A 14,699-nucleotide genomic window follows, 5' to 3' on the forward strand; every position below is an offset into this window, starting at 1 on the left:
TCGCTCTCCTCCGGGGTAGGGTCAGATGGCGCGCGCCAGGGCGAGGCGCGCGGATTCGCGCCAGCCGAGTGCCGGCGCGACGCGCGTGGCGAACAGCTCGATCGAGCGCAGGATGAAGGAATGGGGCGGGTCGATCGAATGAACCTGCACCGAGACCTCGCTCGCGTGCTGGAGCGTCTCGTCTCTCGCCAGACTCTCGGCCACCTCCTCGGGCGTGCCGACATGGCTGTCGAAGGTGCGCAGGAGATCGTCCAGCGTGTCGCCCAGGATGATGTGGCCGCTCGCGGCGAAATGCGCGGCGACACGGCGAAGGCCCGTTTCCGCCAGCCGGCGCGCTTCGTCGCGATCGTCGGCCACGAAGACGCTGCGCGAGGCGAGAATGCGGGGTGCTATGCCGGTGGGCAGCGCGCCGAGATAGGCCTCCACGATCGGCAGCTGCAACGCGGCCAGCGAGGCATCTGGCGCGTCCTTGGGGCGTGGCTGGGTGCGCGAAAGAAGCAGACCGTCGCCCGCCGCGCCCGCGCGCTCGCCCCCCGCCGCCGAGAAGGTCGCCTGCCAGACGCGCGCGTCGAGATTGCCGGCCGGCGGATAAAGGCGGTTGCCGGCGCCGAGATCCTCCCCGCGCAGGGCGCGGCGGAGCGTTTCGACCTTCGCGCCGTAGATCGGGCCGCGCTGCTCGCTGTCGAGACCGAACGGCGCGAAGGAGGAGGGCGTGCCGCCCGCGCCGAGCCCAAGCTCCAGCCGCCCGCCCGACAGATGGTCGAGAACCGCCGCGTCCTCCGCGACGCGGATCGGCTCGTCCATGGGCAGGGTGACGATGCCCGTTCCCAGCCGGATGCGCGAGGTCGCGGCGGCCGCCGACGCCAGGAACACGAAGGGCGAGGGCAGACCGCCCTCGTCGCCATTGAAATGGTGCTGCGCCACCCAGGCCGCGTCGAAGCCGACCCGTTCGGCCTCCACCACCTGCGCCAGCGCCAGCCGGTAGCGCTCGGCGGGTGGCGCATCGTCCAGAAGCCGCGTGAAGAACCCGATGCGTTTGGTCATGCGAATGCGCCTTCTGCGGACGGAACTTGGTGTCGCCGGCCCGGAATGGCCTCGACGAGCTGGCGCGTGTAGCGCTCGGAAGGATGGCGGAACACCGCCTCCACCGGCCCCGCTTCCACGATGCGCCCGGCCTTCATGACGCTGACGCTGTCGGCGATGGCCCGCACCACGGCGAGATCATGCGAGATGAAGAGATAGGTCAGGCCGAGATCGCGCTGGAGTTCGCCGAGCAGCGACAGGATCTGCGCCTGCACGGTGACGTCGAGCGCCGAGACGGCCTCGTCCAGCACCAGGATCGAGGGCGAGAGGATCAGCGCGCGGGCGATGGCGACGCGCTGCCGCTGGCCGCCGGAGAGGGCGGCTGGCCGCCGCGCGGCGAGCTCGAATGGGAGATGCACCCGCTCCAGCGTGGCGGCGACGCGCCGTCGGCGCTCTGCTTTCTCGATCGGCTCGAAATTCAGGAGCGGTTCCTCGACGATGCCCTCCACGCTTTGGCGCGGATCGAGCGAGGCGAAGGGGTTCTGGTAGACGAGCTGGATGCGGCGGCGGAACTGGCGCAGGCGCTGGCCGGACAGGCGCGTTACATCCTCGCCCTCCACCGTGACCCGCCCGGCGGTCGGCTTCAGAAAGCCGGCGACGGCTCGTCCCGTCGTGGTCTTGCCCGAGCCGGATTCGCCGACCAGCGCATGGGTCGTGCCGCGCGCGACGGAAAAGCTCACCCCGTCCACGGCCGGCAAGCCGGTCTTCGCCCCGCCGAACGCATGCACCAGCCCGTCCACCACGATGGCGGGATCGGCGTGCCGAGCGGGCGCGGGAAGAGGCCGCCGGGACGGCGAGAAGACTGGCGCGTCGTTGAGGAGGCGCTTGGTGTAGGCCTGTCGCGGCTCAGCCAGCAGGGTCCGTGCCGGCCCTTCTTCCTCGATCCGCCCGCCGCGCATGACCACGATCCGATCCGCCCGGTCGGCGGCGACGGCGAGATCGTGGGTGACGAGAAGGACGGCCGTGCCGTTTTCGCGGCTGAGATCGCCGATCAGATCGAGGATGCGCTTCTGCACGGTGACGTCGAGCGCGCTGGTCGGCTCGTCCGCGATCACCAGCGCCGGCTTCAGTGCCAGGGCGATGGCGATCAGGACGCGCTGCTTCATGCCGCCGGAAAGCTCGTGCGGATATTGCCGGAAGCGCAGCTCCGGCTCGGACAGGCCGACGCGGGCGAGCAGCGCCAGCGCCTCCTCGCGGTTGGCTGCCTTGTCGCGTCTGCCATGCAAGCGGAAGATCTCGGTCAGCTGCGCGCCGATCGTCTGCATGGGGTCGAGCGACGATCCGGGGTCCTGCGGCACCAAGCTCACGACCCGGCCCCGGATCGCCGCGAGGCGCCGGTCGGGCCAGCGGGCGATGTCCTCGCCGTTCAGGAGGATGCGCCCCGCCTCGATCCGGCCGTTGGCGGGCAGAAGGCCCATCACGGCCTGCGCGGTCGTGGTCTTGCCCGAGCCGGACTCGCCGACCAGCGCGACGACCTCGCCGGGCGCGATGCTGAGGCCGACATCGCGGACCGTGGGGCGCCCGTCATAGGAAACGGTGAGGTTTTCGATCCGCAACAGCGGCGGTGCGGCGTCTCTAGCAGCGTTCAGGGGGGCGTTCATCGGCTTCCTCCCGATAGGGCGCGGCCGAGCCGGTTGGCGGCGAGCACGACCGCGATCGTGGCAAGGCCAGGAAAAACGGTGAGCCACCAGGCGCGCGCCATATAGTTGCGCCCTTCGGCGATCATCAGACCCCATTCCGGCGTCGGCGGCGGCGCGCCGTAGCCGAGAAAGCCGAGCGTGGAAATCTGCAGGATGGACCAGCCGAGCTGCAGCGCGGCATAGGCGAGGACGGTCGTCAGCGAGTTGGGCAGCACGTGGCGCCAGAGCACCTTGGCGAAGCTGCCGCCCGAGCCGAAGGCAGCCTCGACATAGTCCGAGCGCCGGACGCCGAGCACTTCCGAGCGCACCAGGCGCGCGAAGCTCGCGATCGAAGTGATGCCGACGGCGACCGCGACCTGGGCATGGCCGAAGCCGAGGATGACGATGAAGGAAAGGGCGAGAAGCAGGCTCGGGATCGCCAGCATGACATCCACGATCCGCATCAGGGCGGCGTCCGCCCGCCCGCCCAGCGAGCCGGCGATGAGGCCGATCAGTGTGCCGAAGCCGAGGCCGACGGCGACCGCGATCACTGCGCCGGAGAGCGAGTAGCGGGTGCCGTAGACGAGGCGGGTCAGAACGTCCCGGCCGAGTTCGTCCGTGCCGAGCCAGTGCAGGGCGCCGGGCGCTTTCAGTTGGTTGCCGGGAATGCCCGCGATCGGGCTCGCATCGGTGAACAGCGAAGGCACGAGGGCGAAAGCCGCCGCCAGAGCGAGCACAGCCAAGGCCAGCGCCAGGCCGAGGGGGAGGCGGCGGCGCTTCGCTATCGGCTTCGCCGGACGATCCACGGTGAGCGGCGCTTCCATCAGGGTCGAGCTCATGCCGGCACCTCGGCGCCGCGCCGCAGGCGCGGGTCCACGATCGGATAGGTGAGATCCACCAGGAGGTTGATCGTGACGAAGGCGAGCGCCGAGATCACGACGATGGCCTGCAACACGGCCGTGTCCTGGTTGCGCACCGAGCGCACGGCGAGGCTCCCGAGCCCGTTCAGACCGAACACGGCCTCCGTCACCACGGCGCTGGTCAGGAGTTCGCCGACCAGAAGGCCGCCGATGGTGAGAACGGGCAGGAGCGCGTTGCGGACCGTGTGGTAGAAGAGGACATGCGCGGGCGAGGCGCCCTTGGCGCGGACCACAGCGACGAAGGGCTGGGCGGAGGCCGCTTCCAGACTGCGGATCAGAACCTGTGCGATGTGGGCGGCGATCGGCACGGCGATGGCGGCGACCGGCAGCGCCAGTCGTTCCCAAGGTCCGGGCGCGATCACCGACACGAGGCCGAGCCGGAACGAGAAGACCTGGATCAGCACGATGCCGATCCAGAACACGGGAATCGACACCATCAGCCCCGGCAGCGAGGCGAAGGTCTCGCGCAGGAAGGCGAAGGGCGGCAGGCTGGCGAGAAGGGCGATCGCCACCGCCAGCGCGAGGGCCGCCGCGAAGGCCAGTCCCGAGAGCCAGAGCGTCGCGGGCAGATTGGCGGCGATCTCCTGCGCGACCGAGACGCCGGAGACGATGGAGAAGCCGAACTCGCCCCGGAGGAAGCTTAGAAGCGTTTGCCCATATTGCTGCCAGACCGGGGCGTCGGCGCCGTAGAAAGCGCGGATGCCGGCCACCGCCTCGGGGCTGAGACCCATGTCGCCACCGACGAAGCGGATCAGGATCGCATCGCCCGGCATGAGCTGCAGGAGCACGAAGGAGAGGGTGAAGGTTGCCCAAAGCACGAAGAGCGCCTGGGCGAGGCGCTGACCGAGGAAGCGCGCGCTCATTTGTCGAGCCACGCGCCGTAGAAGCTCGGCCGGCCCACCGCCTCGAAACCCAGGTCCTTGACGTAGGGCGCGGCGCCGTAGACCTGCGGCTCCTCGAAGATCGGGATCGCATAAGCCTCGTCCACGACGTAGGTCTGCACGTCGGCGACGAGGGCGAGGCGCTTGGCGCGGTCGGTCTCGGCGGCGATGGCCTCGAGCAGCCCGTTCAGCTTGTCGTCGTGGAAGCTCTTCACCTTGTCGCTGACGCCGCCGGTTTGCAGCAGGACGTTGCGGTTCTTCGGGTAGTATTGGCTCTTGATGACGTCGGGATCGGCGCGGCCGACCATGGCCGGGGAGACGGCGGTCTTGGCGGGGTCGAGATTGTCGGCGGCCGCGCTGCCCGCATCGCCGCCCAGCACGGTCAGCTTGACGCCGAGCGTCGCCCATTGCTGCGCGACGAGTTGCAGCATGGCCCGGTTCTGCGGCTGGGGCAGGGATTCGTAGGCGGTGAAGGCCAAGGGCTGGCCGTCCTTCTCGCGCAGGCCCGACGCGCCGAGCGTCCAGCCCGCCTCGTCCAGGAGGGCGGCGGCCTTGGCAGGGTCGAAGCCGAGCTTGGCGGAAAGGTCGACATAGCCCGTCGCCGTCGAGGCGATGATCGAGGTGGCCTTGGGATAGTTCCTGGAATAGAGCGTCTTGACGATCGCGTCCGTATCCGTGCCGTGCAGCAGAGCCTGGCGCACGCGCAGGTCCGAGACCAGCGGATTATCGGGCCGGAAGACGATGCTGTTGTTGACGCCGCGCGTCGAGGGCGCGTGGATGGCGAAACCCTGCGAGGTCACCTGCTCCTCGTCATAGGCCTGAATCTGACGCACAACGTCGCCTTGGCCGGAGACCAGCGCGCCGATGCGGACCCCGTCCTCCGGCACGATCACGTAGCGGATGCCGTCCAGAAGTGCGCGGCCTTGGTGCGGATGCCGGACCGGACCCCAGCTATAGTCCGGCCGCGCCTTGAGATCGAGTTCCGTGCCGATCGTCTCGCTTGCCACCACGAAGGGGCCGGACCCGATGATCCTCGTGGCGTCGCCCAACTCGGCGAAGCCGCGCTGGAGCGTCGCCGGCGCCACGAGGCCCGAGCCGATCACCGACGTGCCCTGGAGAAAGCCGGGGCTCGGCGCCTTGAAGTGGAACCGCACCGTCTGCGGGTCGATCACCTCGGACCGGGTGTAATTGTTGGAGACCTCGGAAACGGGAAAGTTGCGCTCCTTCACGCCGAGGCCGAACGTGTCGTAGTTCAGAGCCACGGCGGCGGCGTCGAGCGGCGTGCCGTCCGAGAAGGTGACGCCGGGCCGCAGGTGGAACGTGTACTGCGTGGAGTCCGAATTGACCTCCCAGGAGGTGGCGATCCAGGGCTCGATCTCCAGCGTCTGCGGGTTCTGATAGGTCAGTTTGTCGGTGATCTGGTTGAGAATGCCGCCATTGGGATAGAAGCCGCCGGCCGGCGGGTAGAGGTTCGTGTGCGGCTGCTGCTCGAGATAGATCAGCGTGCCGCCGGCCTTCGGCGCCCCTTGCGCGAAGGCGGCCGAGGACGCCATCGCGAGACCCAGGGCCATGAGGCCGAAACCGCGCCGGGTGACGGTCAGGAAGGGGGTTCGGCTCATGGCATTCCTCGTCGGGCAAGAAGCGGCGCCCCGTCGCGCCGGCACGCGGCCGGGCGACGGAACGAGGGAGCCCAGGCCCTGCAAGGCCGCTGCTGGACCTCCCTCACTGAGCCTTATTGTCTACTCTATTGGTGGATTTTGAAGGCCGGTGGTTTCGTTGCAGCGAGGCGCGCCGAAACATCCTTCCGCCTTGGCCGTGTTCGAGAGAATGGGCTTGCCGGGGAGGTGGTGGCCCGATGGCGCGCTCCTCGCGTGTCGATCGCCTGGATCGGCGGCGGGCTGAACAGGCCGTTCCTATCGAAGAATTAATGAAGATTCCCATGCGCCGAGGGGCGTGCCGTCATAGTCCTCAGCTTCAATCGGCCTGTTGGCGGACTGGCGACTCGCGGCGACCCGCTAGCGCCGGAGCCGACGGGCATCGCGCACAAGAGCCGGACCGAAATCGACATGAGCGCAGGCAGGACGATCGTCATTCTCGGGCTGGGTCTGGCGGCCGCCGTCGTTGGCTATGCCGGCCGCGAGGGCTGGCTGGCGCCGGCCTTGGCGCGCCTGCCAGGACTGGGAGCGCAGACGACGGCCGAGCCGGCGCGCGATCGCGCCGTGCCGGTGGTGGCGGTGCCGGCGGTCACGGCCGACAGGCCGGTCTATGTCGGCGGCGTCGGCACCGCCAAGCCGGTCAATTCCGTGCTGGTTCGCGCGCAGGTCTCCGGTAAGATCGCCGAGATCGATTTTCGCGAAGGGCAGGACCTCCAGAAGGGCGATCCGATCGCCCGGCTGGACGACGCACTCTACAAGGCGCAGCGCGATCAGGCCCTCGCCAAGAAGGCGCAGGACGAGGCGGTTCTCCTCAATGCCGAACGCGAGCTCCAGCGCGACGAGCGGCTTGTCCAGTCCGGCAACATGACGGAGCAGCTGGTCGGCAACCAGCGGGCGCTTGTGGCGCAGAACCGGGCTCAGGTCGCGGCCGACCAGGCCGCCGTCGAGGCCGCCGAGGCGCAGCTTTCCTACACCACGATCACCGCGCCGATCAGCGGGCGCACCGGCCTTCGCACGGTGGATGTCGGCAATCTGGTGAGCAGTGGCGACGCGACGGGCATCGTCACCCTGTCGCAGATCCGGCCGATCGCCGTGATCTTCTCCGTGCCGCAGCAGCAGCTCGCGCGCGTCAACGCCGCCAGCCGCGAAGGCCCGCTCCACGTGGACGCGCTGTCGAGCGACGGGAGCGAGGTGCTGGCCGAGGGGCAGCTGACGGTGGTGGACAATCAGGTGGACCCGACCACCGGCACGGTGCGCCTCAAGGCCGAGTTTCCTAACGAGACGCTGGCGCTCTGGCCGGGCGCGTTCGTCAACACGCGGCTGCTGGTGGAAACCCGGCGCGACGTCCTGACCGTGCCGAGCGCCGCCGTGCAGCACGGCCCGGCCGGGGCCTATGTCTATGTCGTCTCGGCCGACAATCACGTGCAGCTGCGCCCCGTCACCGTGACGCTGCAGGACGAGCGCACCAGCGTCGTCGGCGCGGGCCTCTCGGCTGGCGAGCTCGTCGTCACCACCGGCTTCGCGCGGCTGCAGGACGGAGCGAGCGTGCGCGTGTCCTCGCCCGAGGAGGCCGACCCCGCCAAGCTCGCCGTGCCGATCGCCGAGGCGGGCGGCGGCAAGCACCACAAGGGCAAGCATGGGCCCAAGCCCCCGACCGCTGCCGCGCCGGCGGCCGGCACGGCGCCCCCCGAACCGGGCCATGCCAAGCCGACCGCGTCCGAAGCGAAGACCAAGGCGGACGCACCGCCGGCCCGCGCCTCCGATCTCGGCACGCCTATCGAGGCTTCGGGACCGGGGCAGGGCGACCCGGCGGTTCAGGCGGCGGAAGCGGGAGAGCGCGCGGCGCCGGGAAGCGAGGCGGCGCCTCGCGCGCCCGAGGCGATTCTTCAGCGTGCGCCGGCTTCCGCCCCCGGACAGGCCCCCGCATCCGAACCGGGCACGGGCGCGCCGGCCCGATGAGCCTGTCCACCCCGTTCATCCAACGGCCGGTCGCGACGACGCTTCTCGCCATCGCGGTGCTGATCGCGGGGTGTCTCGGCTTCGCCTCGCTGCCCGTGGCGCCGCTGCCGCAGGTCGAGTTTCCGACGATCCGCGTCACCACGCAGCTGCCGGGCGCCGACCCCGACACGATGGCCGCCCTCGTCACCGCGCCGCTGGAGCGCCCGCTCGGGCAGATCCCGGCGCTGGCCGGCATGACCTCCGCCAGCGCCTTCGGCATCAGCCAGATCACGCTGCAATTCCAGCTCGGGCGCGACATCGACGGCGCGGCGCAGGATGTGCAGGCCGCGATCAACGCGGCGGCCGGCGGCCTGCCCCGCGCGCTGCCCTATCCTCCGACCTATGCGAAGGTGAACCCCGCCGCGACGCCCATCGTCACGCTCGCGCTCCATTCCGACACCTACCCCTTGCGCGATCTCAGCGACTTCACCGACACGGTCCTCGCCCAGCGGCTGGCGGAGGTGTCCGGCGTCGGCGACGTGCGCATCCAGGGCGGGGTGAAGCCGGCGATCCGCATCGAGGTGGACCTGACGCGCCTTGCCGCCTATGGCCTCGGCCTCGAAGACCTGCGCAACGCCGTTTCCAACGCCAATGTCTCGGGCGCCAAGGGCGTGGTGGACGGGTCGAGCCAGTCCTTCACGCTCGCCGCCAACGACCAGATCCACGATCCCGCGACCTATCGCGCGCTGATCGTCGCCTATCGCAACGGCGCGCCGGTGCGTCTCAGCGACGTCGCCGACGTGGTGGAAGGGCTGGAGAACAGCCGCGTCGGCGCCTTCTACCAGGGGCGCCCGGCGGTGGTGGTCGAGATCATGCGCCAGCCCGGCGCCAACGTGATCGAGACCGTGGCGGACATCAACCGCGAGCTGCCGCGCCTGCGCGAGGCGCTGCCGGCCGGCGCTTCGCTGGATGTGGTGAGCGACCGGACCGAGACGATCCGCGCCTCGATTCACGATGTGCAATGGACGCTCGCCGTCAGCGTCGCGCTGGTGATCCTCGTCGTGTTCCTGTTTCTGCGCACGCTCTCGGCGACACTGATTGCCGGCATCGCCCTGCCGCTGTCGCTTGTGGCGAGCTTTGCCGTCATGTGGTTCTGTGGCTTCAGCCTCGACAATCTCTCGCTGATGGCGCTCACCATCGGCACCGGCTTCGTGGTGGACGATGCGATCGTGATGATCGAGAACATCGCCCGCCATTTGGAAGCGGGCGAGACGCCGATGGCGGCGGCGCTGAAGGGCGCGGGCGAGATCGGCTTCACCATCGTCTCGCTCACGGCTTCGCTGATTGCCGTGTTCATTCCGCTCCTGTTCATGAGCGGGCTGGTCGGGCGCATGTTTCGGGAGTTCGCGCTGACGCTGACCATCGCCGTGGTTGTCTCCGCGCTCGTCTCGCTGACGCTGACGCCCATGATGTGCGCGCGGCTCCTGCGTGCGCCCCGGCACGATGGACGCGGCCTTACCGGCCCGCTCGACCGCGCCATGGACGCGATGAACGAAGCCTATCGCCGCTCGCTCGATCTCGCCGTGCGCCACGGGCGGCTGATGCTGCTTCTGACCGGCGCGACGCTCGCCCTCACGCTTTGGCTCGCCGTCACGATCCCCAAGGGTTTCCTGCCCGAACAGGACACCGGGCTCGTCACCGCCACCGTGGAGGCCGAGCCGAGCGTGTCCTTCGACGCCATGCGGGCGATCGAGGCCAAGGTCGGCGATCGGCTGCGAGCCGATCCGGCGGTCAAAAGCGTCACGGCGGCGATCGGCACCAGCGCCTCCAACCTGACGCTGAACACCGCCGTCTACAGCCTCGTGCTGAAGCCCCGCGACGAGCGGGGCATAGGCGCGGACGAGGTGATCGCGCGGCTGCGCGCTGGCCTTGCCGACATGCCAGGCCTTCAGGCGACGTTCCAGAGCCAGCGCGACATCGCCATCTCGACACGGGCGAGCCGGGGCGCCTACCAGTATACGCTGACGGGCGCCGAGGCGGGCGAGGTGGCCGGCTGGGCCGAGCGCCTTGCGCGGCAGCTTTCCTCGGAGCCGGCGCTGAGCGATGTCGCCTCCGACGCCGAGCAGGGCGGCGGCCGTCTCGCGGTGGCGATCGACCGCGCGGCGGCGTCGCGGCTCGGCATCTCCATGCAGCAGGTCAGCGACACGCTCTACGATGCGTTCGGCCAGCGCCAGATCAGCACGATCTATGGCGAGGCCAACCAGTATCGCGTCATTCTGGAAGCCGCGCCGCGTTTTCAGTCCGACCCCGCCTCGCTGGAAGGGATCCATCTGCCAGGCAGCGGCGGGGCCATGGTGCCGCTCGGCGCCTTCGCCTCGCTGTCCTACGGCACCGGCCCGCTGGTGGTCAGCCGCGACGAGCAGTTTCCCTCCGCCACGATCAGCTTCAACCTCGCGCCCGGCGCCTCGCTCGGCACCGCGCTCGCCGCCGTGAAGGAGGCCGAGCGGACCATCGGCCTGCCCGATTCCATCCAGCGGCGTACCAGCGGCGACACGGAGGAGTTCGCCCGCTCGGCGGCCAACGAGCCATGGCTGATCCTCGCGGCGGTGGTGACGATCTATATCGTGCTCGGCCTTCTCTATGAGAGCGCCGTCCATCCGCTGACCATCCTCTCCACCCTGCCGTCGGCCGGCGTCGGCGCGCTTCTGGCCCTGATGCTGACGGGGCAGGACCTGTCGCTGATCGCGCTGATCGGCATCGTGCTTCTAATGGGCATCGTGAAGAAGAACGCGATCATGATGATCGACTTCGCGCTGGAAGCGGAGCGCGGCGAGGGGCTGGCGCCGCGCGAGGCGATTCTGAAGGCGGCCACGCTCCGCTTTCGCCCGATCATGATGACGACGCTGGCCGCCCTCTTCGGCGCGCTGCCGCTCGCCTTCGCCAGCGGGGCGGGGGCGGAGCTGCGCGTGCCGCTCGGCATCTCCATCATCGGCGGGCTGCTGCTCAGCCAGCTTCTGACGCTCTACACGACGCCGGTGATCTACCTCGCTCTCGACGGCTTGAAGCGCCGGTTCGCGCCGCCTGCGCTGGAGAAGCCGGGGAGCCAGGCCGCGTGAGGCTGTCCGATCCGTTCATCGACAGGCCGATCGGCACCACGCTCCTGGCGATCGGCCTTCTGCTGCTCGGCCTCGTCGCCTACCATCTCCTGCCGGTGGCGAGCCTGCCGGCGGTGGACCTGCCGACGATCCGGGTCAATGCGAGCCGGCCGGGCGCCGATCCCGAGAGCATGGCCGAAAGCGTCGCTGCTCCGCTGGAGCGCCATCTCGGCGCCATCGCGGGTCTTACCGAGATGACCTCCACCAGCGCGCTCGGCGCCACCGGCATCTCGCTCCAGTTCGACCTTTCGCGCAGCGTCGACAGCGCGGCGCGCGACGTGCAGGCGGCGATCAACGCCGCCGTCGCGGATCTGCCGAGCGACATGCCCGGACTGCCCTCGCTCCGAAAGGCCAACCCCGCCGCCGCTCCCATCCTCACCCTGGCGCTCACCTCCGACACGATGACCGCGAGCGCGGTGTTCGACATCGCCGACAGCGTACTCGTCCAGCGCATCGCGCAGGTGGAGGGCGTCGGCGACGTGTCGGTCAGCGGCGCGGATCAGCCGGCCGTGCGCGTTCGCGTCGATCCGCAGCGCCTTGCCGCGACCGGGCTCTCGGCGGCGGACGTGCGCAACGCTATCGTCAACGCCAATACGCTAAGCCCGGTCGGCTCGATCGACGCGCCGGGCGCGGGCTACGCGATCACGCTCGACGCGCAGCTGACGACGCCGGAGGACTATGCCGCCATCGTCCTTCGCGCCGCCGACGGCACGGCGCTGCGCCTCGGCGACATCGCAACCGTCGAGCCGGGCGTGCGCAACCGCCGCTCCGAGGCCTGGTTCAACGGTCAGCCGGCGGTGATCCTCGCCATTACCAAGGCGGCGGACGCCAACGTGGTGCGGACGGTGGACGCGGTGAAGGCGCTGGTTCCCGAACTTGGCGCGCTCCTGCCCGCCGGTATCCGCATCGACATCCTGCAGGACAGAACGCGTACGATCCACGCCAGCGTGGAGGACATGCAGCGTACGCTGCTCGTCACGATCGCGCTGGTCATGGCCGTGGTCTTCGCCTTTCTGCGCGGCGGGGCGCCGACGCTGGCGGCGGGCGTCACCGTGCCGCTCGCCTTTGCCGGCGCCTTCGCGGCCATGTGGCTTTCGGGGCTGGCTCTCGACAATCTCTCGCTCATGGCGCTCGCGGTCGCCAGCGGCTTCGTGGTGGACGATGCGATCGTCATGATCGAGACCATCCAGGCCCAGCTCGAAAAGGGCCTCTCGCCCATGGAGGCGGCGCGCCGGGGCGCCCGGCAGATCGGCTTCACGGTGATCGCCATCAGCGTCTCGCTCATGGCGGCCTTCATCCCGCTCTTCTTCATGGGCGGCGTCACCGGGCGCTTTCTCGTCACCTTCTCGCTGACGCTGGCCTTCACCATCGCCGTCTCGACCCTCGTGTCGCTGACGTTGACGCCGATGATCTGCGCCCATCACATGCGCGCGCGCCATGTAAGCCATCGGCCCAGCCGGCTGTCGCGGGGGACGGACCGCGCATGGAACGGCCTTGCCGGTTTCTATGCCCGCTCGCTCAAGGGCGTGCTGCATCATCGCGCGCTGGCCGTCGGCAGCGTCGCCATCTGCGTCGGGCTTACCGTCTGGCTCTATGCGCAGGTGCCAAAGGGTCTGCTCCCGCGCGAGGATACGGGCTTTCTGGTGGTCAGCACGCAAGGGGCCAGCGACATCGCCTATCCCGCCATGATCGCGCTGGAGCGCCGGGCGCTGGCCGTGGTGAGGGCCGATCCGGCGGTGGAGAATGTCGGCGCCTCGGTCGGCGGCGGGACCTTCGGCACCGCCAATCACGGCTCCATGCAGGTGTCGCTCAAGCCCGCCACCGAGCGGCCGCCGAGCGAGATCGTGGTGAACCGGCTGCGCCGGGCCTTGGCCGACATTCCGGGCCTGGAAAGCTCGGTCTACGCGCCGAGCGACATTCGCATCGGCGCGCGCAGCGCGGATTCCGAATATCAGTTCACGCTCTGGGACGCCGATTTCGGCGAGCTCACCGCCTGGGCGCCGCGCATCGAGGAGCGGCTGCGGGGGGAGGGCGTGCTGGCCGACGTCAGCAGCGACCGGGAGCCGAACGGGCTGCAGGCCAGCGTCGAGGTGGACCGATCGGCCGCCAGCCGGCTCGGCATCGCGATGACGGCCGTGGACGCGGCGCTGAACAACGCCTTCGCGCAGCGGCAAGTGACGACGATCTATGGCGAGCGGAACCAGTACCGCGTCATCCTGGAAGCGGGGCCGGATTTCGCCAGCGATCCGCAGGATGTCCTCAAGATCGAGGTGCCCGGCGCGGGGGGCAAGCTCGTGCCGCTGTCGGCCATTGCCGTCATCAAGCGGGCGGAGGCGCCGGTCGATGTCAACCATCAGGGCCAATTCCCGGCGGTGACGATCTCCTACGATCTCGCGGAAGGCGCGACGCTGGATCAGGCCAACGCGGCGGTGCGGGCGGCGGTGGCGGGAATGCACCTGCCGGACACGCTCCATGCCGAGTTCGCGGGCGATGCGGCGGCCACTTCCTCGGGCGTCAGCCAGCCGTTCCTGATCCTCGCCGCGCTCGTCGCCGTCTATGTCGTGCTCGGCATTCTCTACGAAAGTCTCGTCCACCCGCTGACGATCCTCTCCACCCTGCCGTCCGCTGGGCTCGGCGCGCTTCTGGCTCTGTGGGTCAGCGGCACGGAGCTGACCCTCGTCGCCTTTATCGGCATCATCCTTCTGATCGGCATCGTGAAGAAGAACGGCATCATGCTCGTGGACTTCGCCCTGGAGGCGGAGCGCGGGCGCGGCCTGCCTCCGGAGGAGGCGATCTTCGAAGCCTGCCTCCAGCGCTTCCGGCCGATCACCATGACGACGCTCGCCGCCTTCGCCGGAGCGCTGCCGCTGATCGTCTCCACCGGACCGGGCGCCGATCTCCATCGCCCGCTCGGCATCGCCATCGCCGGCGGGCTGCTCGTCAGCCAGGCGCTGACGCTCTACACCACGCCGATCATCTACCTCCTCTTCGCTCGCCTCGCGGGGAAGAACCGCGCCGCGATCGAGTTTTCGCCGGCGGGACATGCGGGCGGCACCGGGTTGAGCGGATCGTAGTGTAGCGCGCCAACGAAGGAGGCCGCTGCTGCGCTGCGCAGGATCGCTCTCGAGTCGTGCGACCGCCAGCTCAGACCCATCACGACATGCGCCTCGTCCTAGGCGATGTCCGCTTCACTCGTGACAGCGGGCGCGCCGATCGGGGAGGGGGCGAGAGCAGGGCATCGCTCGGTCTTGGGCGTCCGAAGACCTCTTCATGTCCGCCTCGCTGGATGGATCGGATAGGACTTGTCGATTACCCACGTCGCCCGATCACCGGCCCCAGAAGGCCGGATCACAACCAAGCGAAATCGCTGATCCCCGTCCGCATCGCGGCCCCATCGAGCGAAAGCGACCAACGGTCCACCAAGTTTCTCCGTTGGTGAACACACGGC

8 protein-coding genes are annotated in these 14,699 nt (G+C 69.7%); 3 read left to right on the plus strand and 5 right to left on the minus strand.

Features of this window, described 5'->3' with window-relative positions:
* Positions 1-21: 21 nt before the first annotated feature.
* From M673_RS06985 to M673_RS07005, 5 genes are read right to left on the minus strand one after another with little or no spacing between them, the layout of a single operon-like run.
* Complete coding sequence (locus tag M673_RS06985; protein ID WP_061974789.1) at positions 22-1,044, minus strand: putative FMN-dependent luciferase-like monooxygenase; 1,023 nt, start codon at positions 1,042-1,044, stop codon at positions 22-24.
* Positions 1,041-2,684: a dipeptide ABC transporter ATP-binding protein gene (locus M673_RS06990; RefSeq protein ID WP_061974791.1), complete on the minus strand. Its 1,644-nt coding sequence runs from the start codon at positions 2,682-2,684 to the stop codon at positions 1,041-1,043. Before M673_RS06990 ends, M673_RS06985 begins: the two co-directional genes overlap by 4 nt.
* Positions 2,681-3,526, minus strand: coding sequence for an ABC transporter permease (locus M673_RS06995; protein ID WP_061977713.1), 846 nt, complete (start codon positions 3,524-3,526; stop codon positions 2,681-2,683). Before M673_RS06995 ends, M673_RS06990 begins: the two co-directional genes overlap by 4 nt.
* An 11-nt stretch (positions 3,527-3,537) precedes the next feature.
* Entirely contained in the window at positions 3,538-4,485 is a 948-nt protein-coding gene (locus M673_RS07000) for an ABC transporter permease (RefSeq protein ID WP_061974794.1), read from the minus strand.
* Complete coding sequence (locus M673_RS07005) at positions 4,482-6,074, minus strand: TIGR04028 family ABC transporter substrate-binding protein (protein WP_210178630.1); 1,593 nt, start codon at positions 6,072-6,074, stop codon at positions 4,482-4,484. The genes M673_RS07000 and M673_RS07005 overlap by 4 nt, the downstream gene beginning before the upstream one ends.
* A gap of 495 nt (positions 6,075-6,569) precedes the next feature.
* Here M673_RS07005 and M673_RS07010 point away from each other — a divergent pair, with 495 nt between their 5' ends.
* The 3 genes from M673_RS07010 to M673_RS07020 are packed head-to-tail and all read left to right on the plus strand — an operon-like array spanning position 6,570 to position 14,325.
* Entirely contained in the window at positions 6,570-8,117 is a 1,548-nt protein-coding gene (locus M673_RS07010; protein WP_082639217.1) for an efflux RND transporter periplasmic adaptor subunit, read from the plus strand.
* Complete coding sequence (locus M673_RS07015; RefSeq protein ID WP_061974798.1) at positions 8,114-11,212, plus strand: efflux RND transporter permease subunit; 3,099 nt, start codon at positions 8,114-8,116, stop codon at positions 11,210-11,212. Before M673_RS07010 ends, M673_RS07015 begins: the two co-directional genes overlap by 4 nt.
* Positions 11,209-14,325 carry an efflux RND transporter permease subunit gene (locus tag M673_RS07020; protein WP_061974800.1) on the plus strand — a complete coding sequence of 1,039 codons (3,117 nt, stop codon included), beginning with the start codon at positions 11,209-11,211 and terminating at the stop codon, positions 14,323-14,325. The genes M673_RS07015 and M673_RS07020 overlap by 4 nt, the downstream gene beginning before the upstream one ends.
* Positions 14,326-14,699 lie beyond the last annotated feature (374 nt).

Origin of the sequence: Aureimonas sp. AU20 (assembly GCF_001442755.1) — a bacterium.
GTDB lineage: Bacteria > Pseudomonadota > Alphaproteobacteria > Rhizobiales > Rhizobiaceae > Aureimonas.

Excerpts from the sequence above, each read along its gene's own strand:
- M673_RS06995 (WP_061977713.1), bottom strand. The coding sequence starts at position 3,526 with ATGGAAGCGCCGCTCACCGTGGATCGTCCGGCGAAGCCGATAGCGAAG.
- M673_RS07000 (WP_061974794.1), bottom strand. The coding sequence starts at position 4,485 with ATGAGCGCGCGCTTCCTCGGTCAGCGCCTCGCCCAGGCGCTCTTCGTG.
- M673_RS07015 (WP_061974798.1), top strand. The coding sequence starts at position 8,114 with ATGAGCCTGTCCACCCCGTTCATCCAACGGCCGGTCGCGACGACGCTT.
- M673_RS07005 (WP_210178630.1), bottom strand. The coding sequence starts at position 6,074 with ATGGCCCTGGGTCTCGCGATGGCGTCCTCGGCCGCCTTCGCGCAAGGG.
- M673_RS06990 (WP_061974791.1), bottom strand. The coding sequence starts at position 2,684 with ATGAACGCCCCCCTGAACGCTGCTAGAGACGCCGCACCGCCGCTGTTG.
- M673_RS06985 (WP_061974789.1), bottom strand. The coding sequence starts at position 1,044 with ATGACCAAACGCATCGGGTTCTTCACGCGGCTTCTGGACGATGCGCCA.
- M673_RS07010 (WP_082639217.1), top strand. The coding sequence starts at position 6,570 with ATGAGCGCAGGCAGGACGATCGTCATTCTCGGGCTGGGTCTGGCGGCC.